Annotated in this window: 21 protein-coding genes; 6 read left to right on the forward strand and 15 right to left on the reverse strand. The window is 67.8% G+C overall.

Features of this window, described 5'->3' with window-relative positions; genetic code table 11:
• Window positions 1-43: 43 nt before the first annotated feature.
• From eis to ABNQ38_RS27450, 6 genes are all read right to left on the reverse strand, one after another.
• Window positions 44-1,243 (reverse strand): enhanced intracellular survival protein Eis, encoded by a 1,200-nt coding sequence (gene eis / locus ABNQ38_RS27425; RefSeq protein ID WP_377810127.1) that lies wholly within the window; start codon window positions 1,241-1,243, stop codon window positions 44-46.
• A 125-nt stretch (window positions 1,244-1,368) separates the two neighbouring features.
• Window positions 1,369-2,457 carry a tRNA epoxyqueuosine(34) reductase QueG gene (gene queG, locus ABNQ38_RS27430; protein WP_377808973.1) on the reverse strand — a complete coding sequence of 363 codons (1,089 nt, stop codon included), beginning with the start codon at window positions 2,455-2,457 and terminating at the stop codon, window positions 1,369-1,371.
• Window positions 2,444-2,908: a preQ(1) synthase gene (gene queF / locus ABNQ38_RS27435; protein WP_377808974.1), complete on the reverse strand. Its 465-nt coding sequence runs from the start codon at window positions 2,906-2,908 to the stop codon at window positions 2,444-2,446. The genes queG and queF overlap by 14 nt, the downstream gene beginning before the upstream one ends.
• Complete coding sequence (gene tgt, locus ABNQ38_RS27440; RefSeq protein WP_377808975.1) at window positions 2,901-4,169, reverse strand: tRNA guanosine(34) transglycosylase Tgt; 1,269 nt, start codon at window positions 4,167-4,169, stop codon at window positions 2,901-2,903. Before tgt ends, queF begins: the two co-directional genes overlap by 8 nt.
• Window positions 4,166-5,194: a tRNA preQ1(34) S-adenosylmethionine ribosyltransferase-isomerase QueA gene (gene queA, locus ABNQ38_RS27445; RefSeq protein WP_377808976.1), complete on the reverse strand. Its 1,029-nt coding sequence runs from the start codon at window positions 5,192-5,194 to the stop codon at window positions 4,166-4,168. The genes tgt and queA overlap by 4 nt, the downstream gene beginning before the upstream one ends.
• Window positions 5,195-5,285: 91 nt before the next feature.
• Entirely contained in the window at window positions 5,286-6,632 is a 1,347-nt protein-coding gene (locus ABNQ38_RS27450) for an ABC1 kinase family protein (protein ID WP_377808977.1), read from the reverse strand.
• Between the two features lie 586 nt (window positions 6,633-7,218).
• Between ABNQ38_RS27450 and ABNQ38_RS27455 the strand changes: the two genes are divergently transcribed.
• From ABNQ38_RS27455 to guaB, 4 genes are all read left to right on the forward strand, one after another.
• Window positions 7,219-8,442: an ABC transporter substrate-binding protein gene (locus tag ABNQ38_RS27455; RefSeq protein ID WP_377808978.1), complete on the forward strand. Its 1,224-nt coding sequence runs from the start codon at window positions 7,219-7,221 to the stop codon at window positions 8,440-8,442.
• A 113-nt stretch (window positions 8,443-8,555) separates the two neighbouring features.
• The gene (locus ABNQ38_RS27460) at window positions 8,556-9,578 is read left to right on the forward strand and encodes a Ppx/GppA phosphatase family protein (protein ID WP_109052107.1); all 1,023 of its coding nucleotides are present in this window, start codon (window positions 8,556-8,558) and stop codon (window positions 9,576-9,578) included.
• Between the two features lie 83 nt (window positions 9,579-9,661).
• The gene (locus ABNQ38_RS27465) at window positions 9,662-10,369 is read left to right on the forward strand and encodes an RlmE family RNA methyltransferase (RefSeq protein ID WP_377808979.1); all 708 of its coding nucleotides are present in this window, start codon (window positions 9,662-9,664) and stop codon (window positions 10,367-10,369) included.
• Window positions 10,370-10,476: 107 nt separating this feature from the next.
• Window positions 10,477-11,955 (forward strand): IMP dehydrogenase, encoded by a 1,479-nt coding sequence (guaB, locus tag ABNQ38_RS27470; RefSeq protein WP_109052109.1) that lies wholly within the window; start codon window positions 10,477-10,479, stop codon window positions 11,953-11,955.
• 30 nt (window positions 11,956-11,985) lie between these two features.
• Here guaB and ABNQ38_RS27475 read toward each other — a convergent pair whose 3' ends face one another.
• A complete protein-coding gene (locus ABNQ38_RS27475) occupies window positions 11,986-12,522 on the reverse strand; it encodes a hypothetical protein (protein WP_098739412.1) in 537 nt (178 codons plus the stop codon).
• Between the two features lie 161 nt (window positions 12,523-12,683).
• Here ABNQ38_RS27475 and ligA point away from each other — a divergent pair, with 161 nt between their 5' ends.
• The gene (ligA, locus tag ABNQ38_RS27480) at window positions 12,684-15,050 is read left to right on the forward strand and encodes an NAD-dependent DNA ligase LigA (protein WP_377808980.1); all 2,367 of its coding nucleotides are present in this window, start codon (window positions 12,684-12,686) and stop codon (window positions 15,048-15,050) included.
• Between the two features lie 210 nt (window positions 15,051-15,260).
• On the forward strand, window positions 15,261-15,680 hold the full coding sequence (locus tag ABNQ38_RS27485; protein ID WP_377808981.1) for a bacteriohemerythrin: 420 nt from the start codon (window positions 15,261-15,263) through the stop codon (window positions 15,678-15,680).
• A gap of 269 nt (window positions 15,681-15,949) precedes the next feature.
• Here ABNQ38_RS27485 and lpxC read toward each other — a convergent pair whose 3' ends face one another.
• The 8 genes from lpxC to ABNQ38_RS27525 form a co-directional block, all read right to left on the reverse strand.
• Window positions 15,950-16,885 (reverse strand): UDP-3-O-acyl-N-acetylglucosamine deacetylase, encoded by a 936-nt coding sequence (gene lpxC / locus ABNQ38_RS27490; RefSeq protein ID WP_377808982.1) that lies wholly within the window; start codon window positions 16,883-16,885, stop codon window positions 15,950-15,952.
• Window positions 16,886-17,301: 416 nt separating this feature from the next.
• Window positions 17,302-19,236, reverse strand: coding sequence for a cell division protein FtsZ (gene ftsZ / locus ABNQ38_RS27495; RefSeq protein WP_377808983.1), 1,935 nt, complete (start codon window positions 19,234-19,236; stop codon window positions 17,302-17,304).
• A gap of 124 nt (window positions 19,237-19,360) precedes the next feature.
• Window positions 19,361-20,635: a cell division protein FtsA gene (gene ftsA / locus ABNQ38_RS27500; RefSeq protein ID WP_377810128.1), complete on the reverse strand. Its 1,275-nt coding sequence runs from the start codon at window positions 20,633-20,635 to the stop codon at window positions 19,361-19,363.
• An 86-nt stretch (window positions 20,636-20,721) separates the two neighbouring features.
• The gene (locus ABNQ38_RS27505; RefSeq protein ID WP_377808984.1) at window positions 20,722-21,681 is read right to left on the reverse strand and encodes a cell division protein FtsQ/DivIB; all 960 of its coding nucleotides are present in this window, start codon (window positions 21,679-21,681) and stop codon (window positions 20,722-20,724) included.
• Window positions 21,666-22,613, reverse strand: coding sequence for a D-alanine--D-alanine ligase (locus tag ABNQ38_RS27510; protein WP_377808985.1), 948 nt, complete (start codon window positions 22,611-22,613; stop codon window positions 21,666-21,668). Before ABNQ38_RS27510 ends, ABNQ38_RS27505 begins: the two co-directional genes overlap by 16 nt.
• Complete coding sequence (gene murB / locus ABNQ38_RS27515) at window positions 22,610-23,539, reverse strand: UDP-N-acetylmuramate dehydrogenase (RefSeq protein ID WP_377808986.1); 930 nt, start codon at window positions 23,537-23,539, stop codon at window positions 22,610-22,612. The genes ABNQ38_RS27510 and murB overlap by 4 nt, the downstream gene beginning before the upstream one ends.
• Window positions 23,540-23,553: 14 nt before the next feature.
• Window positions 23,554-24,972, reverse strand: a complete 1,419-nt coding sequence (murC, locus tag ABNQ38_RS27520; protein WP_174470220.1) for a UDP-N-acetylmuramate--L-alanine ligase — start codon at window positions 24,970-24,972, stop codon at window positions 23,554-23,556.
• 7 nt (window positions 24,973-24,979) lie between these two features.
• Entirely contained in the window at window positions 24,980-25,219 is a 240-nt protein-coding gene (locus ABNQ38_RS27525; protein WP_244592762.1) for a hypothetical protein, read from the reverse strand.
• Between the last annotated feature and the right edge of the window lie 6 nt (window positions 25,220-25,225).

Consider the following 25,225-nt stretch of genomic DNA (forward strand, 5'->3'; position numbering starts at 1 on the left):
CGGTTAACGTCCGGTTTGATTCAGGTCAGGAAACCTACTTATTTCAGAAGCGGTCGGGCATCCAGCACGGTGCGCCGCGAAATACGCGGTGCAAACGGCTGATCATCTTTTCTTCACCATGAAGCAAACCAGCTCTCCAAAGGGCGCGAGCGCTTGCGTGCCCCGTGAACAGACTGGCGAAAGCGGCGGTACCGATCCGAGCCGGCGGGTCAAGGACTTGCGCTGTTTTCGAGATATTTCCGACAGAGTTGACAACCTCAAGGTGGTTGCGCGCGTAATTGCCAAAAATTAAATCGTCATTTATTTCAAAAATAGCATGCTCTTGTATGTCGGCTGGGTAGCCCCTCGCTTCCAGGGCCTTGCCGACATCGAGGGGACGGACCAGCCACTCCTCGCGGCACTCGAGCGCCACGCCATCGCCGGCAAGCAGCGCCAGCGGGTCATCCGGACCGCCGCGCCACGTCACCCGGTCCACTTGAGCCCTGAAACCGGCCAGCATGGTCATGGCCGGTTTCAGCGACCGTGAGGAGGGCAGACAGAGGTCGGCGACATCGAGGCGCCGATCCTGGGGCGGCGTCACCGCGATGTAGCCATCCTGGTTGCGGTAAAGCTCCGACGGCTCGCCGTCCGGGCAGAGGGCGAGCGTCCACAGCGCCTCGGTCCTTTCCGGCAGGCCGCTCTGCTCGTTCAGCAGAGGTTGGCGGAGCATTGCCAACGGCACGGCGTCGAGCGGGTCCGCCGGCCACAAGTCGCTTGCGGCAGCCCCGGACTGCGCAAAGGCCGACGGCGGTGCGCTCCAGCGGCAGGTGACGCCGCCGCGGCCAAAGCCGAGCCGATGATAGAAGGGAAGGGTTGCCGGGCAGAGCACCGCCAACGCCGCCCCGGCCTGCCGCCCCTCCTTCAGCAGGGCCCGCATCAGCGCACTGCCATGGCCGGCGCCGCGCAGGGCCGGGTCGACCGCCACCATGGCGATGGCCTGCACCGGAACCGGCCGGCCGCCGAACCACTGGTTCATCGTCCAAAAGGCGGCACAGGCGGCCAATGCGGTGCCGGTGGACCGTGGAACACGCAGGACGCGGATGCTGTCCATGCCGAACAGGCCGGCGTAGCGGTCGAACAGGTCGCGCGACAGCCCGAAGCCGAGCCGCGCCAACCGGGCGACGGCGCTCAGCTCCTCCGGCTGGGCCGGCCCGTATTCATGAGAGTGAGCAGGAAGGATGACGACCGGCCTCCACTCGTTCAGCGGCCGGCGGGACCGCGGCGCGGGCTTCGTGCAGCGAAGATGCGAGTCTGTTCATATGACAACGAAACAGCGTTGGCGGCAACAGAGTGAGCGGAGGACGAGAACGCGCTTAGAGGAAATGCCGTTCAGGCGCCCGTGCTCGTCGCGCCGCTCAATCTCGCTGCTGCCCACCCGGCCGACTCGCGCACCACCTCGCTGGCATCCTGTGTCAGGGCCTCCGCCACCGGTTTCAGCGACGCTTCGCCGCTGTTGCCGATGGCGATGAGGACATTGCGGATGAAGCGGTCGCGGCCGATGCGCTTGATTGGGGAGCCGCTGAACACCTGCCGGAAGCCGGCATCGTCCAACTGCGCCAGATCGGCAAGCCGCGGCGCGGTCAGCTCGGCCCGCGGCAGGAAGGCGGGTTCGCGGGTCGCGCGGGCGAACTTGTTCCAGGGACAGGCGGCAAGGCAATCGTCGCAGCCATAGATGCGGTTGCCCATCAACGGCTTGAGGTTGTCGGGGATCGGCCCCTTGTGTTCGATGGTCAGATAGCTGATGCAGCGCCGGGCGTCGATCTGGTAGGGCGCCGGGAAGGCCGCGGTCGGGCAGGCGACCTGACAGCGGTCGCAGGAGCCGCAGCGGTCGCGCGCCGGCAGGTCGGGGGGCAATTCCAGCGTCGTGTAGATCTCGCCCAGGAACAGCCAGGAACCATGGTGGCGGGACACCAGATTGGTGTGCTTGCCCTGCCAGCCCAGACCGGCCTGCGCCGCCAGCGGTTTTTCCATCACCGGGGCGGTGTCGACGAACACCTTCACGCCGGCCTTGGTCTGGTGGGCCAGCCATTGCGCCAGCGTCTTCAGCCGGCCTTTCACGAGGTCGTGGTAATCGCGGTTGCGGGCATAGACCGAGACGATGCCGCGGTCGGGATGCTCCGCAAGACGGCGCGGGTCGTCGTGCGGGGCGTAGCTGGTGCCGAGCGCGATGACGGTGCGCGCCTCGTCCCACAGCGACTGCGGATGGCTGCGCTGGTCGCTGCGCTCGGCCATCCAGCCCATGTCGCCGTGCCGGCCCTCGGCAACGAACTGCGCGAGACGCTCGCGCGCCTCCGGCCCCAGTGCCGCCGGGGCGAAGCCCACCGCGTCGAACCCTGCCGCCAGCGCGCGGTCGCGGATGGCGTCCCGCAGCCGCGCCGGGTCGGCGGACGACAGTGGAGCGGGCTTAGCCGCGGCCACGGTAGGTCGGCACGTCCTGCGACGGAATCCAGACGCCCTTCGGCGGCTCGCCGGTCTGGAAGAACACGTCGATCGGGATGCCGCCGCGCGGATACCAGTAGCCGCCGATGCGCAGCCAGACCGGCGACAGTTCGTCCACCAACCGCTTGCCGATGCCGACCGTGCAGGCCTCGTGGAAGGCGCCGTGGTTGCGGAAGCTGGTCAGGAACAGCTTCAGCGACTTCGATTCGACCAGCCAGTCGCCGGGCACATAGTCGATGACCAGATGGGCGAAGTCGGGCTGGCCGGTGATCGGGCAGAGCGAGGTGAACTCGGGTGCGGTGAAGCGCACGCAATAGGGAGTGCCGGGGTTCGGGTTCGGCACCCGCTCCAGCACCGCCTCTTCCGGCGTCCTGGGCTGTACGGTGGAGCCGCCGAGCTGGGTCAGGCCGGCATAGATGTTCTCACTCATCGGTCTTTTCCTCCGCCACCCGCTCGGCTTCCGGCGGGGCGCTGTCCTTGCCCGCTTTCGGCGGAGCATTGTCTTTACCCGCCTTCGGCGGGCGGCCCTGCTTCGGCGGCTTGCCGGGCTTGGCGATGGGGTCCACGGTCGCCTCGATGTCGCCCTCGTTCATGCGGGCTTCCATGGCACTGGCGACCTCTTCGAAATTGCCGTCGGCGATGGCCTGCCGCATCGTCCGCATCACGTCCTGGTAGTAATGCAGGTTGTGCCAGGTCAGCAGCATCGGACCCAGCATCTCGTCCGCCTTGAACAGATGATGCAGATAGCCCCGGCTGTAGCTCCGGCAAGTCGGGCAGCCGCAGTCCGCGTCGAGCGGGCGCTCGTCATGGGCGTGGCGGGCGTTGCGGATGTTGATGGTGCCGCGGCGGACGAAGGCCTGACCGGTGCGTCCCGACCGCGTCGGCATCACGCAGTCGAACATGTCGACGCCGCGCCGTACCGCGCCGATCAGGTCGCTCGGCCGGCCGACGCCCATCAGGTACCGGGGGCGGTCCTTGACCATCAGCGGCTCGGTGAAGTCGAGCACGCGGAACATCGTCTCCTGCCCCTCGCCGACCGCCAGCCCGCCGATGGCGTAGCCGTCGAATCCGATGTCGGTCAGGGCGGCGACGCTCTCCGCCCGCTGCTCCGGATAGACGCTGCCCTGGACGATGCCGAACAGGCCGTAGCCGGGCCGCTCGACGAAGGCGTCCTTGCTGCGCCGCGCCCAGCGCATCGACAGGCGCATGGAGGATTCCGCCTGCGCCTCGGTCGCCGGGAAGGGCGTGCATTCGTCCAGGCACATGGTGATGTTGCTGTCCAGCATGTGCTGGATCTGGATGGAGCGTTCCGGCGTCAGGTGATGGCGGCTGCCGTCCAGGTGCGATTTGAAGGTGACGCCCTCCTCCGACATGGTGCGCAGGTCGGACAGGCTCATCACCTGGAAGCCGCCGCTGTCGGTCAGGATCGGCTTGTCCCAGTTCATGAAGCGGTGCAGGCCGCCCAGCTGCGCCACCCGCTCCGCCGTCGGGCGCAGCATCAGGTGGTAGGTGTTGCCGAGCAGGATTTCGGCGCCGGTGGAGGCCACCGCGTCGGTGGTCATCGCCTTCACCGTCGCCGCGGTGCCGACCGGCATGAAGGCCGGCGTCTCGATGGTGCCGTGGGCGGTGGTCACGCGGCCGCGCCGCGCCCGTCCGTCGGTCGCCAGAAGGTCAAAGCCGATGCCGGTCATGATGGGTCCGTCCTGTGCAGCAGCGAGGCGTCGCCGTAGCTGAAGAAGCGATAGTTGCGGTCGATGGCGTGCTGATAGGCCGTCCGCATGCGGTCGTAGCCGGCAAAGGCGCAGACCAGCATGAACAAGGTCGATTTCGGCAGGTGGAAGTTGGTCCACAGCAGGTCGACGATGCGGAAGCGGTAGCCGGGGGTGATGAAGATGTCGGTGTCGCCGCTGAAGGGGACCAGCGTCCCGTCCGTCCGGCCCGCCGTCTCCAGGATGCGCAGCGCCGTGGTGCCGACCGAGACGATCCGGCCGCCGGCCTTGCGCGTCTCGTTCACCGCGGCGGCGGTCTCCGCGGAAATCTCACCCCATTCGCTGTGCATCTTGTGGTCGGCGATGTCGTCGACCTTCACCGGCAGGAAGGTGCCGGCCCCGACATGCAGCGTCACCGGCGCCCGCCGCACGCCGCGCTCGTCCAGCGCCGCCAGCAGCTCCGGTGTGAAGTGCAGGCCGGCGGTGGGGGCGGCGACGGCACCCTCGCGGGCGGCGAAGACGGTCTGGTAATCGGCGTTATCGCCCTCGTCGGCCTTGCGGCGGATGTAGGGCGGCAGCGGCATCCGGCCATGGCGATGCAACGCCTCCATCAGCTCCGCCCCGCCGGCGGAGAAGCGCAGCCGCACCTCCATACCGTCCTTGGCGATCACCTCGGCGCTGAAGTCATCGGCTATGACGATGGTGTCGCCGGGCTTCAGCCGCTTGCCGGGCTTGGAGAAGGTCGCCCATTCCCGCTCGCCCAACCGCTTGTGCAGCGTGATCTCCACCGCCACCTCGCCGCGCCGGCCATCGAGCCGGGCAGGGATGACGCGGGTGTCGTTGACGACCATCAGGTCGCTCGGCTGCAACAGCGTCGGCAGGTCCCGCACGATGAAGTCGCGCAAGGTGGAACCCACCTCCAGCAGGCGGGCGGCGTCACGCGGCCGGACGGGATGCTCGGCGATCCGGTCGGGCGGCAGGTCGAAGTCGAAATCGGCGGTCTTCATGGGAGGGGCAAGCTATAGACCGAACGGAGGCCGGATGGAAAGGGTTTGGGGGCGGGCCACCTGCCGGAGCGCCAGCTTTTGCCCCCATGCCCTACTCCGCCTGCGGCAACTCCTGCGCCGCCAGCGCAGCGCTCTGCCGCGCCGCCAGCGCATTCACGTCGAAGTCGCGGATCAGCCCCTGGAACATCTGGTACCAGTTCAGCTCCGCCTTCAGATGCAGGAAGACCGAGCCCAACCCGACCGCGGCGCGGTCCATGAAGACGAACTCCCGCGGAATTTCCACGCCGCCGACGCGGCGCAGTTCGGCATGGACCTTGCCCGCCGTCTCGCGGCCGTAATGGCCGCCGTTGGTCTCCTCGATCTTGCGCTGGCGGTCCTCCATGATCGGTGCATAGACGAAGCGCGCCCAGATGTTCAGCACGTCGACCAGCTCGTTCGACGGGTTGACGAAGCCCCAGGTGCGGTAGGCCTCCACCGCCTGCTCGCGATTGTCGGTGCGCAGCGCATTGTAGAGGTCGATCACGCCCTTGACGAAGCTCGGCTTGAAGACGCGGATGCAGCCGAAATCGAGCAGGTTGATCGAGCGGTCGGGCCGGACCGTGTAGTTTCCCAGATGCGGGTCGCCGTGGATGACGCCGTAATTGTAGAAGGGCACATACCAGGCCCGGAACATGTTCATCGCCAGTTCGTCGCGCGCCTCTGGATGTTCGGCGACGAATTCCAAGATCTTGCGACCATGCACCCATCCCATGGTCAGCAGCCGCTTGCTCGACAGCTCCGGCACCACGTCCGGCACATGGACGCCGGGCGTGCCGGCCAGCATCGACCGGTAGAGGCGGGTATGTTTGGCCTCGCGCTCGTAATCCAGCTCCTCGCGCAGGCGGGCGCCGATCTCCTTCTGGATCTGGCGGGTGGAGATGGCGCTGTCGGTGCGCTCGAAGATCGCGAAGATCAGGCCGAGCTGCCGCAGGTCGGCCTCGACGGCCGAGGCCATGTCGGGATATTGCAGCTTGCAGGCAAGCTCCCGCCCGTCCGGCCCGATGGCCTTATGGACCTGACCCAGCGACGCGGCGGCGGCGGCGGTGTGCTCGAAGCTCTGGAAGCGCGACTGCCAGCTGGGGCCAAGCTCGCTCGCCATCCGCCGCTTGACGAAGGGCCAGCCCATTGACGGCGCGTCGGCCTGCAACTGCGCCAGTTCCTGGGTGTATTCCTTCGGCAAGGCGTCGGGGATGGTCGAGAGGATCTGCGCCACCTTCATCAGCGGCCCTTTCAGCCCGCCGAGTGCGGCCCGAAGCTCCGCCGCGTGGCGTTCCCGCTCCACGCGGATTCCCAGCACGCGCTCGCCCGCCAGCCGCGCGGCCAGCCCGCCAACGGCGGTGCCGACCCGCGCATACCGCGCGACCCGTCCGCCCCATGTGTTCTCTTCGTGTTCCGGCATGCCCACAAGGTGGGTTCGCCTCCGGCAAAAGGCCAGCCCCGCCCGTTCGGAGTCTGCCGATGGAATGCCTCCGAATGGCGCTGCGACGCAGCATGCGATTTTCTTGACAGCTCTGTGAAAGGAGCGCAGGCTTCGTCTTACAGTAATCAACACCGAGGTGAAGTGAGCGAACATCGGAAACACCTTACCGTTCAAGCGGATAGCTTGGGCGGAACAGTAGAGACCGATACCAGGGAGGGTGAGTAAGATCATGACTCCACCGGCGCTTACCTGATTATGCCGATCTGTTCGGCTGATATGACTGAGGTTTCAGTTCCGAATTCTTTCGCCTGATTGGCGACTTCATCCGGGCCGCAGATGCCCGTTGCGAAAGCCCTCGCTTCACCTCGGAGCGAGGGCTTTTGTTTTGCCCGGAGTTTTATCCCCGTCCCAAGGCAGGAAAGGGCAAAGCCCCCGGCAATACGTTTCAAACGATACTGTTTGCATATGAAATCAAATCCCGCTATCCACGAAGCCGAACGGTGCGGCAGGACGCCGCAGGTCGGCGTGCGCACCCGTCACACGAAAAGAGGATGGGGAGGATCGCATGGGTCGGTTGCTGAAGCCTTTCGCGCTGGCGGCGCTGCTCGCGACGACGGCGTTGTCCGCTGCCGCGGTGTCGGCTCAAGCCCAGACCGCCAAGCCGGTGCGCATCGGCGTGCTGGCTGACGAGGCCGGATTCGCGTCCGACATCGGCGGCAAGGGCGCCGTGCTCGCCACCCGCATGGCGGTGGAGGATTTCGGCGGCAATGTTCTCGGCCGGCCGGTCGAGGTGCTGTCGGCCGACATGCAGAACAAGCCGGACGTGGCCTCCAACATCGTCCGCAGCTGGTTCGACATCGACGGTGTCGACATGGTGACCGACATCCCGGTCTCCTCGGTCGCGCTGGCGGTGCAGGCGGTCGCGCGCGAGAAGAGGAAGGTGCTGATGATCAGCGCCGCGACGACGACCGAGCTGACCAACTCCCAATGTTCGCCCTACAGCATCCACTGGGCGGACGACACCGCGTCGCTGGCCGTCGGCACGACCAAGGCGGTCGTGCAATCGGGCGGCACCAGCTGGTACTTCATCACCGCCGACTTCGCCTTCGGCACGGCGATGGAGAAGGCGGCGACCGACGCGATCAAACAGGCCGGCGGCACCGTGGTCGGCGGCGTGCGCCACCCGATGGGCACCAGCGATTTCGGATCCTACCTGCTCAGCGCCCAGGGCAGCGGCGCCAAGGTCGTGGCGCTCGCCAATGTGGGGGCGGAGACCATCGGCACCATCAAGCAGGCTGGCGAGTTCGGCCTGACCGAGTCCGGCCAGCGGCTGGTCGGCTATATCGTCTTCATCACCGACATCCACTCGCTGGGTCTCGACCTCGCCAAGGGGCTCTATGTCACCAGCGGCTTCTATTGGGACCGCAACGACCAGACCCGGACATGGTCCAAGCGTTTCTTCGAGCGCCACGGCAAGATGCCGACCAAGGAGCAGGCCAATACCTATCTCGCCACCCTGCACTGGCTGAAGGGTGTGAAGGCGGCGGGCACCACCGAGTCCGAGGCGGTCACCGCCGCGATGAAGGCGATGCCGACCGATTATTTCGGCACACCCGGCAGCATCCGCAAAGACGGCCGCGTGCTGTACGATCTTGAGCTGTACCAGGTGAAGAGCCCGGCGGAGAGCAAGGCGCCGTGGGACTATTACAAGCAGGTCCGCAGCATTCCGGCGGCGGAAGCCTTCCTGCCGATCGAAACCAGCAGCTGTCCCTTCGTGAAAGCCCAGTGACTGGCGCAGAGGTGACCTGCGGGTCGCCGCCGGCGGAATCCGAGTCGAGAGGGGTTCCCGCCGGACTGCGATCCGGGTTACACTCCGCTCTTTAGGTGCTGCGGGGACGGTACGTGGATCTACAGGTGCAAAGCGAGCGGCAGAACGACACCGGACGGTTGCGTTCGTCGGCGCTGGTGCGCCCGGTCTTCGCCGCGCTGGACCTCGGCACCAACAATTGCCGCCTGCTGATCGCCAAGTCGGCGCCGGGCGGCTTCCGCGTCATCGACGCCTTTTCCCGCATCGTCCGCCTGGGCGAGGGGCTGAGCCGCAACGACCATCTGTCGGAGCCCGCGATGGAACGCACCATCGCGGCCCTGCGCGTTTGCGGTTCCAAGATCGAGCGCCGCGCTTGCACCGCCGTCCGCGCCGTCGGGACCGAGGCCTGCCGCCGCGCCAGCAACACCGCCGCCTTCGTCGAGACGGTGGAGCGCGAGACCGGCATCCCCCTGGAAATCATCTCCAGCCAGGAGGAGGGACGGCTGGCGCTGGCCGGCTGCGCCGCATTGCTGGAGCCGACCCATCCCTATGCCATCGTCTTCGACATCGGCGGCGGCTCGACCGAACTGATGTGGTTGCAGGTGGAAAAGGGCAGGGCGCCGCGCCTGCTCGACCAGACCTCGATCCGCTGCGGTGTCATCGGCCTGACCGAGGAATATGGCGGCCCCAACGTCACCCGCGCCAACTACACCCAGATGGTGGAGGCGGTCGCCGACGCCATCGCCCCGTTCGAGGCGCGCAACCGCATCCAGAGCCGCGTCGCCGCCGGCAAGGTGCAGATGCTCGGCACCTCGGGCACGGTGACGACGCTGGCCGGCGTGCATCTGGGGCTGTGCCGTTACGACCGCCGGGCGGTGGACGGCAGCTATTTGCGGGTCGACCACGCCCGCGCGGTGATCGACCATCTGGTCGCGCAGGATTTCGATGGCCGCGCCCGCCATCCCTGCATCGGCCAGGACCGTGCCGATCTGGTGGTCGCCGGCTGCGCCGTTCTGGATGCGCTGTGCGACGTCTGGCCGGTGGAACGGCTGCGCATCGCCGACCGTGGCTTGCGCGAAGGAATTCTGGTGGACCTGATCGGGGCCGCCGGCGAATGAACCGGTAACGACACCGGATGTATGATCGGGCAGGTGGGGAAGGCTTCCCGCCTGCGCCGGATGACCGAGGAACAGCAGCGATCATGACCGAAAAGACTCCGTCGACGCGTCCGGGCGGACGCCGTGCCACGGTCCGTGTGAAGACCGCCGGCAAGCGCACGGAATCCTCCAAGCGCTGGCTGGAGCGCCACCTGAACGACCCCTATGTGGCCGAGGCGACCAAGCGCGGCTACCGCTCGCGCGCGGCGTTCAAGCTGTTGCAGCTGGACGAGAAGTTCCGCTTGCTCGCCCCCGGCAAGCGCGTGGTCGATCTCGGCGCCGCCCCCGGTGGTTGGACCCAGATCGCGGTGGAGCGGGTGCAGGCCGCGAAGGAGGGCTGGAAGGTCGTCGGGCTGGACATCCTGCCGATGGACCCCGTCCCCGGCGCCACCATCATGCAGGCCGACTTTCTCGAGGAAAGTGCCGCCGACCGGTTGAAGGACGCGCTGGGCGGTCCGGCCGACCTTGTTCTGAGCGACATGGCCGCCCCCACCACCGGCCACCAGCAGACCGACCATCTGCGCATCATGGGGCTGGCCGAGGCCGCCTATGATTTCGCGGAGGAAGTGCTGGCCCCCGGCGGCGCCTTCGTCGCCAAGCTGTTCCAGGGCGGGGCCGAGCGCTCCCTGCTCGACCGGCTGCGCCGCGACTTCGCCGTCGTCAAGCACGCCAAGCCGCCGGCCAGCCGCGCGGAATCGTCGGAGACCTATGTGGTCGCCACCGGCTTCCGCGGCAGCAACGTGAACGACTGACTACGACTCTTTTCGCACTTGCATAACAGATGCTGTGTGCGCACGGGTTCACAAGCCCATGGTCTTGTGTATAAGTGCGCCACGTTTATCTTCCGGGAGATCCACACATGGCGCGCGACACCAAAATCCGCGAAGCCCTGACCTTCGACGACGTCCTGCTGGTTCCGGCCGAAAGCTCGGTGCTGCCGAACGACGTGGACACCCGGACAAGATTGACGAAGACCATCGAGCTGGGCATCCCCCTGATGTCCTCGGCGATGGATACGGTGACCGAGAGCCGTCTCGCCATCGCCATGGCCCAGGCCGGCGGCATCGGCGTCGTCCATCGCAACCTGACCATCGAGCAGCAGGCCGAAGAGGTCCGCAAGGTCAAGCGCTTCGAATCGGGCATGGTCGTCAACCCGATCACCATCACGCCGAACGCGACGCTGGCCGACGCGCTGGAGCTGATGTCCTACCACAAGATCTCCGGCATCCCGGTGGTCGAGAGCCGTGACGCGCGCGGCAGCGGCAAGCTGGTCGGCATGCTGACCAACCGCGACGTCCGCTTCGCCACCGATCCCAAGCAGCCGGTCAGCGAGCTGATGACCAAGGATCTGGTGACCGTCCGCGAGGGCGTCAGCCAGGAGGAAGGCAAGCGCCTGCTCCACCAGCACCGCATCGAGAAGCTGCTGGTGGTGGACGAGGATTACCGCTGCATCGGCCTCCTCACCGTCAAGGACATCGAGAAGGCGCAGGCCTATCCGAACGCCTGCAAGGATAGCAAGGGCCGGCTGCGCGTCGCCGCCGCCACCGGCACCGGCAGCGACGGTCTGGCCCGTGCAGAGGCTCTGTTCGACGCCGGCGTCGACGTGCTGGTGGTCGACACCGCGCACGGCCATTCGCTGAAGGTGCTAGATCAGGTCCGTGCCGCCCGAGCCCTGTCCAGCTACACCCAGGTCATCGCCGGCAACGTCGCCACCGCCGAAGCGGCCAAGGCGCTGATCGACGCCGGTGTGGATGCCGTCAAGGTCGGCATCGGTCCGGGCTCGATCTGCACCACTCGCATCATCGCCGGCGTCGGCGTGCCGCAGCTGACCGCTGTGATGGATGTGGTGGACGAGTGCGAGAAGCACGGCATCCCGGTGATTGCCGACGGCGGGATCAAGTATTCGGGCGATCTGGCGAAGGCGATTGCCGGCGGCGCCAGTGTTGCCATGCTGGGCAGCCTGTTCGCCGGCACCGACGAAAGCCCGGGCGAGGTCATCCTGTTCCAGGGCCGCTCCTACAAGAGCTATCGCGGCATGGGCTCGGTCGGCGCCATGGCCCGCGGCTCTGCGGACCGTTACTTCCAGCAGGAGGTTTCGACCATGAAGCTGGTGCCGGAAGGCGTCGAGGGCCGCGTCCCCTACAAGGGTCCGGTGTCGGCGGTCATCCACCAGCTGGTCGGCGGCCTGCGCGCGGCCATGGGCTACACCGGCAGTGCGTCCATCGCCGAGATGCGCGAGAAGTGCCAGTTCGTCCGCATCACCAATGCGGGCCTGCGCGAAAGCCACGTCCACGACATCACCATCACCAACGAGTCGCCGAACTACCGGCAGGGCTGACGGTGACTTCGGGAGCGTCGCCGCCGGCAGTCACCCGGCGGCGACGCTCCCCTCCGCCACCATCTTCCAGGGCTGCCACCCGCCCAGCCGCACGCCGACCGCGAGGCTGGTGAAGGGGATCCGCAGTTCGATGTCCCGCGGCTGGAAAAAGGTCAGCCGCTCCGGTTCGCCCCGGTCGTCGAACTCCAGTCGGGCGCCTTTCGGCTCGGGCGCATACTCGTCGCTCATCACCTGCCAGATTTCCAGGTCGCTGCCGTGGTTGGTGATCTTATACTGGCCGCAGCGCCAGGTCGCCGCTTCGCCGACGCTGCCCTCCACCACCTTCTTGTCGCCCTCCATCCGCACGTCGCCGATCCCGGCGGCCTCGCCCTTCATCGACGGACCCTGCCGTTCGGCGCGGAACCCCAGCCGCAGCCAAGCCGAGCGGCTGTGCGGGATCAGCCGGCGCACCGCACGCGCGTCGTCCGCCGCGAAATGGTCGGGGTCGTCGTAAAGGATGCGGTCCAGCGCGGCGGCGACGATCATGCGGTCGTCGATGCGCAGGTCCGGTGCAGTAGCTTTGCTCATCAGGCCAAGGGACTCCGAAGGGTGTGCCCATAGTATATAGGGACTTACGCCGGCCGTCGCCCCGATGAGGTCCGCGCCCCGACAGACTCCCGAAACCGGTTCCCAGGCGCTATCCTGCGCGGCCCTTCTCCGGAAGACCCCGATTCGTCACGAGACGCGCCATGCAGGACCTGTTCGACACGCCGCCCAATCCCCGCAGCATCGCCGTCGATGCCCTGACGCCGGACCAGGCGGCGGCGGAGCTTGCGGCGCTGGCCGCCGAGATCGCCCATCATGACCGGCTCTATCACCAGCAGGACCAGCCGGAGATCTCCGACGCCGATTATGATGCGCTGGTCCGCCGCAACCTCGCCATCGAGGCGCGCTTTCCCGAGCTACGCCGCGCCGATTCGCCCAGCCTGCGCGTCGGCGCCGCCCCGGCCGCCGGTTTCGGCAAGGTGCGCCACGCCATCCCGATGCTGTCGCTGGGCAACGCATTCGCGCCGGAGGATGTGGCGGAGTTCGACGCCCGTGTCCGCCGCTTCCTCGGCCTCTCCGACGATGCGCCGCTGACCTTCGTGGCGGAACCGAAGATCGACGGGCTGTCATGCTCGCTGCGCTATGAGAAGGGTGAACTGGTTCTGGCCGCCACCCGCGGCGACGGAGCGGAGGGCGAGAACGTCACCGCCAACGTCCGCACCATCCGCGATGTGCCGCACCGCCTGCCGGCGCCCTTCCCCGACGTGCTGGAGGTCCGCGGCGAGGTCTATATGAGCCGCGACGATTTCCTGGCGATGAACGCCGCCCGTGCGCAGAAGGGTGAGCAGCTGTTCGCCAACCCGCGCAACGCGGCGGCCGGCAGCTTGCGCCAGCTCGATTCCTCCATCACCGCGTCCCGGCCGCTCTGCTTCTTCGGCTATGCGCTGGGCGAAGTGTCGGAGCCGATTGCCGAGACCCAATGGGGCATCCGCGAGCGGCTGAAGGGCTGGGGCTTCCAATTGAACCGCCCGGCCGAGCTGTGCGACGGCAAGGACAAGCTGCTGGCCTATTACGAGGGCATCGGCCGGCGGCGTGCCAGCCTGCCCTTCGACATCGACGGCGTCGTCTACAAGGTCGACAGCTTGGAGCTTCAGCAGCGGCTGGGCTTCGTCAGCCGGGCGCCGCGCTGGGCCATCGCCCACAAGTTCCCGGCCGAACAGGCGCAGACCCGGCTGAAGGAGATCACAATCCAGGTCGGCCGCACCGGCGCGCTGACCCCGGTGGCGGAACTGGAGGATATCACCGTTGGCGGCGTCGTCGTCAGCCGCGCCACCCTGCACAATGAGGACGAGATCGCCCGCAAGGACATCCGTGTCGGCGATCTCGTGGTGGTGCAGCGCGCCGGCGATGTCATCCCGCAGGTGGTGGAGGTGGTGCTGTCGCAGCGCCCGGCCGACTCGATCCCCTATGTGGCGCCGGAGACCTGCCCGGTCTGCGGCAGCCTCGCCATCCGCGAGGCGGGCGAGGTGGTGCGGCGCTGCACCGGCGGGCTGATCTGTGCCGCCCAGGCGAAGGAGCGGCTGCGCCATTTCGTCTCCCGCGACGCCTTCGATATCGAAGGGCTGGGCGAGAAGATCATCGAGGAATTCTGGGACGAAGGCTTCATCAAGTCGCCGGTCGACATCTTTACCCTTGAGGGCCGCGTCGAGCTGATCGGCCGGCCGGGCTGGAAGGAGAAGTCGGTCCAGAACCTGTTCAAGGCCATCCAGCAGCGACGCGACGGCATCGACCTGCATCGCGTGATCTACGCGCTCGGCATCCGCCATGTCGGTGAGGTGACGGCCAAGTCGCTGGCCCGCCACTACAAGACGATGCAGGGCTGGGTCGACGGCATGCTGGCGGCGGAGCAGGCGATGCCCGGCCAGGAATGGCTGGACCTCCACGCATTGAGCGGTGTCGGTCCGGTCACCGCCGATACCATCCTCGCCTGGTTCGCCGATCCCGAAAGCGCGTCCAAGCTGGACTTCTATGCCGGAAACGATGCGCTGCGGCTGGAGACCATCATCGGTTCGCTCGGCATCAAGCGGTTGAACACCCGTGCCGCCCAGGCGCTGGCCACCCGCTACGGCACCCTGTCCGACTGGCGGGCGGCGATGGAGCGTGCGGTGGCGCAGGCGCCGGATCAGCCCTGGCTCGATCTGGTCGCCACCCCCGATGTCGGCGAAGTGGCGGCCGAGGAACTGGCCGGCTTCTTCGCGGAGGAGCGCAACCTCGTCATCGTCCGCGGCCTGATGGCGCGGTTGACCGTGCTGGAGGCCGAGCTGCCGAAGGCCAGCAACTCCCCCATCGCCGGCAAGACGGTGGTCTTCACCGGAACGCTGGAGCGGATGACCCGGTCGGAGGCGAAGGCCCGCGCCGAATCGCTCGGCGCCAAGGTGGCGGGCTCCGTTTCCGGCAAGACCGACTATCTGGTCGCCGGGGTGGACGCCGGCAGCAAGGCGGCGAAGGCCAAGGAGTTGGGCGTCGAGATCCTGACCGAGGACGAGTGGTTGGCCAGGATCGGCGGCTGATCGGCGCCACATCCAGCCTTCGCCAAAATGTCGCATCCCCGTTCGACCGGATTGACGGACGGGGATCGGGGGAGTGAGATAAGAAAACGCTTATAGTCAGAAGCGCAACGATGCCGGACAGGTGGACCCCCCGAAAACGGGACGGCGCCGACGGGCGGTCAACGCCCGCATGCCTGCCCGGCTGCCAACGAAGGGGACAAAGGAAACGCCATGGAGCCAATTCAGTGGTCGCGCTGGATGAGCGTGGGTAACGACGCGCTGGACGAGGATCACCGCGTCCTGATCGCCATCGTCAACAAGCTGTATGACGACACGAACCGCCAGGACCCGGCCCTGATCGAAGCCATCCTGGACGATCTGATCGCCTACACCCGCCATCACTTCGCGGAGGAGGAGGCGCAGATGGAGCAGTTGAACTATCCGACCTTCGCCGCGCACAAGGCCCTGCACGACCGGCTGACCTGGCAGGTCGAAAGCTACCGCGACGAATTCCGCGCGGGTGGCAGCCGTATCAGCGGCGAAGAAGTGTTCCTGTTCTGCTCCGACTGGCTGGGCAAGCACATCCTGAAGGAAGACACCCGCTTCGGCGAATACGCCGGCACTGGGGCGGAGATGGTGGCGGCAGGGTAGGGAGCGCCCTTCCTGTCGCGAGAGGGGGCACTCTCAGCACTCACGCAGATTTCACATTAAGAAAATTACCTAAAATACTGAAATAAATCAGAAATCGGGAAACTCCACCAAATTGCGCAGAGCGCCCGCTCCGAGAGGGGAGGGCGCTTTTCTTCTGCGTGGGCCGCGGCAGCGGCAGGGGAGGGGAGTGCGCCAAAGAAAAAGCCCTCCCCGGTGGGGGAGGGCAGGGGCAGACCTCTCGAAAAACCATCCTGGAAAGATGGCGGCGATCAGGCGACCGCCAGCTGCTCCAGGCCGCGGCGCGCGACCGGCAGCGACACCGCCGTCTCGTAACGCCAGGCGCTGCGGTCGGCGAACAGCGCACGCAGCAACTGGTTGTTCAGGGCATGGCCAGAGCGCACGCCGTGGAAATGGCCAACGATCGGCGCACCGGCCAGATACAGGTCGCCGACGGCATCCAGGATCTTGTGGCGCACGAACTCGTCCTTGAAGCGCAGGCCCTCGGCGTTCATCACCGTGTCGCCGGAGATGACCACCGCGTTGTCCAGCGAGCCGCCGCGGGCGAGACCCATCTTGCGCAGCCCCTCGACCTCATGCAGGAAGCCGAAGGTGCGGGCGCGGCTGATCTCGTCCTTGAAGCTGTCCGGATCGATCTCCAGGGCGCGGGCCTGACGGGAGATGGCGGCGCTGTCGAAGTCGATCTCGAAGCTGTAGCTGGTCGCGTCGTCCGGGGTGAAGGACGCGCTCTTGACGCCGTCGCCGATGGCGACCGGCTTCAGGATGCGGATGAAGCGGCGGGGCGACTTCTGCACGGCGATGCCGGCCTGCTCGATGGCGGCGACGAAGGGAGCGGCGCTGCCGTCCATGATCGGCACCTCGATGCCGTCCAGCGAAACCACGGCATTGTCGATGCCGCAGCCGGCCAGCGCCGACATCAGATGCTCGATCGTGCCGACGGTGGTGCCGTGGTCGTTGCCGATCACGGTGCACAGGCGGGTATCGACAACCGTGTCCCAGCGCGCCGGAATTACGGCGGCCGTACCACAAAGGTCGGTACGCAGGAAGGTGATTCCGGAATTCGCATCGGCCGGCGAAATCGTCAGCGTGACGATGACGCCCGAATGCAGCCCGACGCCGGCGATGGTCACCGACTTCTTCAGGGTCTGCTGGAACATGCCGTCCACGTTGCTGCGATTGTTGGCCACGATGTCTTTTCCATCTTGGTCGTGAAGGAGAGGTTTCCGGCGATCCGCGCCGCTTGATCTTGGGAGATCATCGCGTCGGCAGCTTTCGCTTTCGACCATGCTGATAGGTAACACCGGGGATCGGAAATCGGCAAATCACTCATTGTTACCGTTTGTTGCAGGGCAAAAGTGGTGCGCAAGACAAGCAATCAGTTATTTGAGGCAAGTGGCGTGAAATAAAAAATCCCCGGTAACGCACGACGGCATCACCGGGGTCCGAAAGGTTCGGTCAGGTTGTGGAGCCGCCGGCGCCGCGATTAGGAGGCTGCGGCGACGGCGGTTATCTCCGGCTTTCGCCGGGATCGGCCGGCTGCCAAATCCGACATGTCGTCGGGGAAGGCGGCCAAGATCGGTTTACGTCGGGACGTTCCCGCCGCTCAGTTGGCCTGACGGCGCAGGAAGGCCGGAATGTCCAGCTCCTCCTGCTCGCCCGGCTTGCCGTCGGCCCGCGGGGCCGGAGCCTGCGCCTGCGGGGCGGCGGGGTAGGCCTGGGCATGCTGCGGAGCGGACTGCTGCGGCGGATAGACCGGCTGCTGCTGCGGCGCCGGATACTGCTGGCCCGCCGGGTAGCCCTGGTGGGGAGCCTGCGGCTGCTGCTGCGGGTAGGCGGGCTGCTGCGGATAGCCCTGGGGGGCCGGCTGGTACTGCTGCGGGGCAGGCTGCGGCTGATAGGCCTGCGGCGCGGGCTGCTGCACCGGCTGCGGCGCCGGTTCGGACTTGCGGCCCAGGCCGGTCACCAGACCGAACAGGAAGTTGCCCTTGCGGGCCGGCGCCGGTTCCGGCGCAGGCGCCGGGGCCGGACCGACGGACAGGCCGCCCGGATGCTGCTGGCCGGGGTGCTGCTGATGGCCCTGCGGGGCGGCATGGTGATGCTGCGGCGCCATCGGGGCCGGCTGCTGCGGCTGTTGCTGCGGCTGCTGGTGGCCCTGCATCTGCGGCGCCTGCGGGGCGTGCTGCTGGTGGACCGGCTGCTGCGGGGTCGACAGCGGCGCGGCGCCGACGGTCACCGGCTGGCGCGGACCGGCGTCGGCCGGCTTCGGCGCGAAGAAGTGGCCGCCCTGGTTCTCGCCATGCAGCGGACCGGCGGCCGGCTTCGGAGCCTCGACAGGCTGCTGGCCATACTGCTGGGCCGGCTGCTGCTGGGCCGGGTCGTGCTGGATGGCGGCGGCGCCGGCGGTGACCGGCTGCGGCGTGCGCAGGCCGGCTGCGGCGCTGGGAATAGCCGAGCCTTGGGCGGCGGCCGGAGCCGGGGCGCCGGTCAGGTTGCCGGGAGCGGCCGGCTTCTTGGCACGGTCGCCGACCAGCGACAGGTTGACCGGGTGCAGGGTGCGCGGGTTGCTCATCGCCGCGGCGTCGATGCCGGTGGCGACGACCGACACGCGCATCACGCCGTCCAGCGAGCTGTCGAAGGTCGAGCCGAAGATGATGTTGGCGTCGGGATCGACCTCGTCACGGACGCGGTTGGCCGCCTCGTCGACCTCGAACAGGGTCATGTCGTAGCCGCCGGTGATGTTGATGAGGACGCCGCGGGCACCCTTCATCGATACGTCGTCCAGCAGCGGGTTGGAGATGGCGGCCTCGGCGGCCTCGATGGCGCGGCGTTCGCCGCCAGCCTCGCCGGTGCCCATCATCGCCTTGCCCATCTCGGTCATCACGGACCGGATGTCGGCGAAATCCAGGTTGATCAGGCCGGGCATCACCATCAGGTCGGTGACGCCGCGCACGCCCGAATGCAGAACGTCGTCGGCCATCTTGAAGGCGTCCGCGAAGGTCGTCTTTTCGTTGGCGATGCGGAACAGGTTCTGGTTCGGGATGATGATCAGGGTGTCGACATACTGCTGCAGCTCGGCGATGCCGCCTTCCGCCAGCCGCATGCGGTGACCGCCCTCGAAATGGAAGGGCTTGGTGACGACGCCGACGGTCAGGATGCCGCGCTCGCGGGCCGCACGCGCGATGACCGGGGCCGCACCGGTGCCGGTGCCACCGCCCATGCCGGCGGTGATGAAGACCATGTTGGAGCCTTCGAGATACTGGACGATCTCGTCGATCTGCTCCTCGGCCGAGGCACGGCCGACGTCCGGCTTGGAGCCGGCGCCCAGGCCGCGGGTGGTGCCGGTGCCCAGCTGGATGCGCTTCTCGCACAAGGAACCCTTCAGCGCCTGCGCGTCGGTGTTGCCGACGACGAAGTCCACGCCTTCCAGGTTCGACTTGATCATGTTGTTGACGGCGTTGCCGCCGGCCCCGCCGACGCCGAACACGGTGATGCGCGGCTTCAGTTCGGGCTCGATCTGGGGGATGGTCACGTTGATCATTCTATTCAGGCCTCCACAACCTGTTTTCGTTGGGTTTGATGTTTGATATGCCGCGACCGGCGCCCGGTTGTGTCCGGTGTCTGTCCGTTCGGGAATCGGTGAATGGCGGCGGCCGGAAGGATCATTACAGATTCTCCCGCAGCCACAGGCCGACGCGGCCGAGGAGCCCGGTTGACGCGACCGCCTCTTGGCCGGTCACCATCAGCTCCGTCGGGTTGCGGACGGCATGTAAGAGAAGGCCCGCCACCGTCGAGAAGGCCGGTCCGCCATGCGCCTCGTTGAGGCCGGCGATCCGGGTGGGGCGGGCGATGCGGACCTGCTTGTCGAGGATGGGGGCGGCCATCTCGCGCGTGTTGGGCAGCTGGCTGGCGCCGCCGGTCAGGACGACGCGCCGGCCGACCAGCTGGGAATGGCCGGACTGCTCGATGGCGCTGCGCACCTCTTCGAAGATCTCTTCCATCCGCGCCTGGATGATGCTGACCAGGAAGGAGCGCGGGTGGCTGGCGGTGCCGCTGCCGCTGCGCTCGTCCTCGCCGATCTGCGGCACCTCGATCATCTCGCGCTCGTCGGCCGGGTTCACCCGGGCGCTGCCGTAGAGCACCTTCAGCCGTTCGGCATGGACCAGCGGAGTCGCCAGCCCGTGCGCGATGTCGTTGGTGACGTGCCGGCCTCCCAGGGGGACGAAGCCGGTCCACACCAGATTGCCCTCGGCGAAGATCGAGATGGTGGTGCCGCCGCCGCCGATGTCGACGCAGGCCGCCCCCATCTCCATCTCGTCCTCGACCAAGCAGGCGAGGCCGGAGGCGAAGGGGCTGACGACGATGGACTCGATGTTCAGGTGGCAGCGGGCGATGCAGGCGTGCAGCGTGCGGATGGCGCCGGCCGCGGCGGTGACGACGTGCAGCTGGGCGCCCAGCGTGTGGCCGCTCATCCCCTTGGGGTCGCGGATGCCGCGGCTGCCGTCCAGGGAGAAGCCCAGCGGAATGGTGTGGATCAGCGCCTGATCGGGGCCGGCCTGCAAAGTGCGGGCATGGGCCATGGCGCGCCGGATGTCGCCTTCCGTCACCTCCTGGCCGGAGACCGGGACGGTGGCGGTGAAGGCGTGGGAGCGCGGATGGCCCATCGACAGGTTGACGACGACGTCATGCACCGTCTCGCCGGCCATCTGTTCGGCGGCATGCACGGCGGCGCCGATCGAGGTCTCCGCCGCCTCCATGTCGATGATGGTCCCGGCGCGGATGCCCGTGGCGATCTGGTGACCGACGCCGATCACGCGGAGGGAGCCGGGCTCCTCCATCCGCGCGATGACGCAGCACACCTTCGTCGAGCCGACGTCCAGCGCCGTGACGATCCCGCCACGGGCCGGCCGCTTCGGCTTCTTGGCACCGTTGAATCCCATCCCGAACATGCCCCCCAAGACTTTTCCTCGACTCCTGTCCGCCGGCGACGGGCGCTTCCCCGCAAGCGCCTGTCGTCACCGGGGCTTTAAGATTTCTTGCCGTTCTTCTTCTTCGTATCGTCCTCCCAGCCCGGAAGCTGGGCGGTGGCGGAGGTCTGGATCGCGGCCTTGTCGGGCAGGCGCAGGTCGATGGCGACGATGTCGCGGTCCAGCACATGGCTGGCCGTGTGCATCTGCTCCAGCTGGCGCAGCGCGCGGCGCATCTCGCCATTGCCTTCCGGCAGCTTCACCGTCACGCCGTTGCTCAGCTGCAGGTTCCAGCGGCGGTCGCTGATCCAGCTGGCGGACGACAGCATCGGCGCGATGGTCGGCGCGCCGTCCAGCGCCGACAGCAGGGTGTGGACCTGCTGCGGAGCGTTGGCGCCGATCACCTGCGGCAGTGTCTCGATCCGCTGGTTGCCGCGGCGCGCCAGTTCCGCCGCGTCGGCCAGCGGACGGCCGGCGCGGTCGATGACGGTGAACTGGCGGTCATGCTGCCAGATCGCCATCGGCTGGCGCTCGGACAGGCGGATGTAGAGGAAGCCGGGCAGACGCCGCTCGATCGAGGCGGACGACACCCAGGGCAGCTCCTCCAGCCGCTGCTTGGCATCGGCAAGGTCAATGGACAGGATCGGCTCGCCACGGCGCACGCCCAGCGCGTCGAGCACGACGTCGCGCTCGGTCTCGCTGCGGCCGACCACTAGGATCTCGGACAGGCGGAAGCCCATGTCGCCGGTCAGGCGGATGACGCTTTCCTGCGCCGCCTCCATCGTCTCGGCCAGATTGCCGCGCTTCCAGGTGGAGCCGGCGGCACCGGCCAGTCCCAGCACCGGCACCAGCAGCAGCGCCGCCTTGACGGCGGAGCGGGTCCAGCGCGGCCAGGCGCGGCGCCGCTTGCCTTTTTCCGCCGACGCGGCCATGGCGCGTGGCGGGGTCGGCATCTCGTCCCGGGCGCGCGCGCCGGCGGCGGCGCGGAAGTCCGGGTCGGCCATCAGGCGAGCTGACATGCGGCATTCTCCACGAGCCAGCCGACCAGCGCGCCGTAGGTGATCCCCACATGCGCGGCCTGTTCGGGCACCAGCGACAGGGGCGTCATGCCCGGCTGGTTGTTGATCTCCAGGAAATACAGACCGTCCGTTCCCGGCCGGCTGTCATCCCAGCGGAAGTCGCTGCGCGACACGCCCCGGCAGCCCAGGGTGTTGTGCGCCAGCACCGCCACCCGCTTCGCCTCCTCCGCCACGGCCTCGGGGATCGCGGCGGGGAGGGTATGGACGGCGTGGCCGGCGCTGTATTTCGCGGTGTAGTCGTAGACCTGAGCCTGGAAGACAATCTCGGTCACCGTCAAAGCACGGTCACCCATGACGCCCACGGTCAGCTCGCGACCGGGGATGAACTCCTCGACCAGCACGCGTTCGCCAAAGGTCCACGCATCGCCGACCGGGCTGTTCTGCCCCTCGCGGACCAGGGTTACGCCAACGGTCGAGCCTTCGTCCACAGGCTTGACGATATAGGGCGCCGGCATGGGGTGGCTGCCGCCGGTGATCTCCCCGCGGGACAGCACCATTCCCTTGGGCGAGCGGATACCGACGGTGTCCAGAACCCGCTTGGTCATCGCCTTGTCCATGGCGACGGCGGCGGCCTGGACGCCCGAATGGGTGTAGGGCAGGCCCAGGAATTCCAGCACGCCCTGGATCGTCCCGTCCTCGCCGCCGCGGCCGTGCAGGGCGTTGAACACCACATCGGGGCGCGGGCTGCTCAGGGCGTGCATCAGCCCACCCAGGTCGCGCTGCACGTCGATGGCGGTGACGCGGTAACCTTCCTCCTCCAGCGCCTTGGCGACGCCGGCCCCGCTGACCAGCGACACCTCGCGCTCGGCCGACCAGCCGCCCATCAGGACGGCGACATGCTTCTTGTGGGCGTGGAGAAGGGCTTCGGTCATGGGGCGGTGCTTCCTTCGGCGGGAACGCCGATGCGCTTGATTTCCCAGTCCAGCGTGACGCCGCTGGTCTCGAACACGCGGCGTCGGACCTCCTCGCCCAGCGCTTCCAGCTGGGCGGCGGTGGCCGTGCCGTTGTTGATCAGGAAGTTGCAGTGCTTTTCCGACACCTGGGCGTCGCCGATGGACAGGCCGCGGCAGCCGGCCTTGTCGATCAGCTCCCAGGCCCTATGGCCTTCAGGGTTCTTGAAGGTGGAGCCGCCGGTGCGGGAGCGGACCGGCTGGCTGTCTGCGCGCTTGTCGGAGATCTCGGCCATGCGCCGGGCGATCTCCAGCGGGTTGCCGGCCGCGCCGCGCAGGACGGCACCGGTGAAGATGCAATCCTCCGGGGCCGCGCTGTGTCGGTAGGTGAAGCCCATGCCGGCATGGCTGAACTCCAACCGGCGGCCGTCGCGCGCCACGGCGGTGGCCGACACCAGCACGTCGGCCAACTCACGGCCATAGGCGCCGCCATTCATGCGCAAGGCGCCGCCGATGGTGCCGGGAATGCCGGAAAGGAACTCCAGCCCGGCGATCCCGGCGTCGCGGGCGACCATGGCGACATTCAGGTCGAGCGCCGCCGCCCCGGCGGTCACGGTCATCCCGTCCGCCACAATGTCGGTGAAGCCGCGGCCGAGCCGGATGGTGACGCCCGGCACGCCGCCGTCCCGCACCAGCAGGTTGGAGGCGACGCCGATCACCGTCACCGGCACCTCGGCCGGCAGGGCGGCCAGGAAGTCAGCAAGGTCGTCGGCGTCGGCCGGGCGGAACATCACCTCCGCCGGCCCGCCGACGCGGAACCATGTCACCGGCGCCAGCGGGGCGTCGGCGGTCAGCCGGCCGCGCACGGCGGGCATCCGTTCGATCAAGTGGCCTTCAGAGGCGGTCATGCCGGGCGCTGCCGTCATCGCGTCGCGCCGTAGAGGGAGGCCAGCTCACCCGGCAGGGCGTTCGCCCACTGGGTGATGTTGCCGGCGCCCAGGCAGACGACGAAGTCGCCGGGCTTGGCCATCTCGCGCACGACCTGTGCCAGTTCCTGCTGGCCGTGCAGGGCGACGACGTGGCGGTGGCCATGCATGCGCAGGCCCTCGACCAGGCTGTCGCGGCTGACACCCTCGATCGGCGCCTCGCCGGCGGCATAGACGTCGGCGACGATCACGGCGTCGGCGTCGTTGAAGCAGGTGCAGAATTCTTCGAACAGGGCGGCGAGGCGGGAATAGCGGTGCGGCTGGACGACGGCGATGGTGCGGCCGGTGCCGGCGGTACGCGCCGCTTTCAGCACGGCGGCGATCTCCACCGGGTGGTGGCCGTAATCGTCGATGACGGTGATGCCGTTGGTCTCGCCGGTCTTGGTGAAGCGGCGCTTCACGCCCTGGAACTTGGCCATGCTGTCGCGCATCACCACGTCGGGCAGGCCCATCTCGTTGCCGACGGCAAAGCAGGCCAGCGAATTCTGGACGTTGTGCGGCCCGTACATCGGCAGGCGCACGCCGGCGATGGCGCGGCTCTCGCCGGTGTGGCGGTCATAGATCAGCACATCGTATTTGGCGCCGTCGGGCCCCAGCTCCACGTTCACCGCGCGGATGTCGGCCTGCGGCGAGAAGCCGTAGGTGACGATGCGGCGGTCCGACACGCGGGGGATCATCGCCTGCACCTCGGGATGGTCGATGCACAGCGCGGCGAAGCCGTAGAAGGGAATGTTCTGGACGAAGCTGTCGAAGGCGGCCCGTGCGTTGTCGAAGGTGCCGTAGAAGTCGAGATGCTCCGGGTCCATGTTGGTGACGACGGCGATGCAGGCCGGCAGCTTCACGAAGGTGCCGTCGCTCTCGTCCGCCTCCACCACCATCCAGTCGCCGGTGCCGAGCCGGGTGTTGGAACCGTAGGCGTTGATGATGCCGCCGTTGATGACCGTCGGGTCGAGGTTGGCATGCTCCAGCATATGGCCGACCATCGAGGTGGTGGTGGTCTTGCCATGGGTGCCGCCGATGGCGATGGCCCATTTCAGCCGCATCAGCTCGCCCAGCATCTCGGCGCGGCGGACCACCGGCACCAATGCTGCACGGGCGGCCACGACTTCCGGATTGTCGCGCTTGACGGCGGAGGAAACGACGACGACGGCGGCCCCGGCGATGTTCTCGCCGCGATGGCCGACGAACACCTTGATGCCCAGTTCGCGCAGGCGCTTGACGTTGGCGTTCTCGGCAAGGTCGGAGCCCTGGACGGTGTAGCCCAGATTCCGCAGCACCTCGGCGATGCCGCTCATGCCGATGCCGCCGATGCCGACGAAGTGGATGGTGCCGATCGAGAGGGGGAGGGCGCGCATGTCAGGCTTACTTTCCGCGGCGAAGCATCAGGCGAAGGGTGGCGTCGACCGCCCCGTCGGACAGGTCATTGGGGAGGGGCTGCGATCCATGGATCATCGACAGGCGGTCGCGCAGGAAGCCGCCTTCGGCGAGGAAGCGCGGCACCAGCGGGCAGCCCGGACGGTTGTACCAGCCGCCCTCGGTCCGAGTCATGTCCGCCGGCCAGTCCTGCAACGGCCGCGGCGTCGGCCGGGTCAGATTCCGCATGGGTTT

This window comes from Azospirillum sp. A29, from assembly GCF_042604625.1.
Taxonomy (GTDB): Bacteria; Pseudomonadota; Alphaproteobacteria; order Azospirillales; family Azospirillaceae; genus Azospirillum; species Azospirillum palustre.

Coding starts and splice junctions, on each gene's coding strand:
- ABNQ38_RS27465 (WP_377808979.1), top strand. CDS start 9,662: ATGACCGAAAAGACTCCGTCGACGCGTCCGGGCGGACGCCGTGCCACG.
- ABNQ38_RS27510 (WP_377808985.1), bottom strand. CDS start 22,613: ATGACCGAAGCCCTTCTCCACGCCCACAAGAAGCATGTCGCCGTCCTG.
- ftsZ (WP_377808983.1), bottom strand. CDS start 19,236: ATGATCAACGTGACCATCCCCCAGATCGAGCCCGAACTGAAGCCGCGC.
- queF (WP_377808974.1), bottom strand. CDS start 2,908: ATGAGTGAGAACATCTATGCCGGCCTGACCCAGCTCGGCGGCTCCACC.
- ligA (WP_377808980.1), top strand. CDS start 12,684: ATGCAGGACCTGTTCGACACGCCGCCCAATCCCCGCAGCATCGCCGTC.
- ABNQ38_RS27450 (WP_377808977.1), bottom strand. CDS start 6,632: ATGCCGGAACACGAAGAGAACACATGGGGCGGACGGGTCGCGCGGTAT.
- tgt (WP_377808975.1), bottom strand. CDS start 4,169: ATGACCGGCATCGGCTTTGACCTTCTGGCGACCGACGGACGGGCGCGG.
- queA (WP_377808976.1), bottom strand. CDS start 5,194: ATGAAGACCGCCGATTTCGACTTCGACCTGCCGCCCGACCGGATCGCC.
- ABNQ38_RS27505 (WP_377808984.1), bottom strand. CDS start 21,681: ATGTCAGCTCGCCTGATGGCCGACCCGGACTTCCGCGCCGCCGCCGGC.
- ABNQ38_RS27485 (WP_377808981.1), top strand. CDS start 15,261: ATGGAGCCAATTCAGTGGTCGCGCTGGATGAGCGTGGGTAACGACGCG.
- murC (WP_174470220.1), bottom strand. CDS start 24,972: ATGCGCGCCCTCCCCCTCTCGATCGGCACCATCCACTTCGTCGGCATC.
- ABNQ38_RS27455 (WP_377808978.1), top strand. CDS start 7,219: ATGGGTCGGTTGCTGAAGCCTTTCGCGCTGGCGGCGCTGCTCGCGACG.
- ABNQ38_RS27475 (WP_098739412.1), bottom strand. CDS start 12,522: ATGAGCAAAGCTACTGCACCGGACCTGCGCATCGACGACCGCATGATC.
- ftsA (WP_377810128.1), bottom strand. CDS start 20,635: ATGGGATTCAACGGTGCCAAGAAGCCGAAGCGGCCGGCCCGTGGCGGG.
- murB (WP_377808986.1), bottom strand. CDS start 23,539: ATGACCGCCTCTGAAGGCCACTTGATCGAACGGATGCCCGCCGTGCGC.
- guaB (WP_109052109.1), top strand. CDS start 10,477: ATGGCGCGCGACACCAAAATCCGCGAAGCCCTGACCTTCGACGACGTC.
- ABNQ38_RS27525 (WP_244592762.1), bottom strand. CDS start 25,219: ATGCGGAATCTGACCCGGCCGACGCCGCGGCCGTTGCAGGACTGGCCG.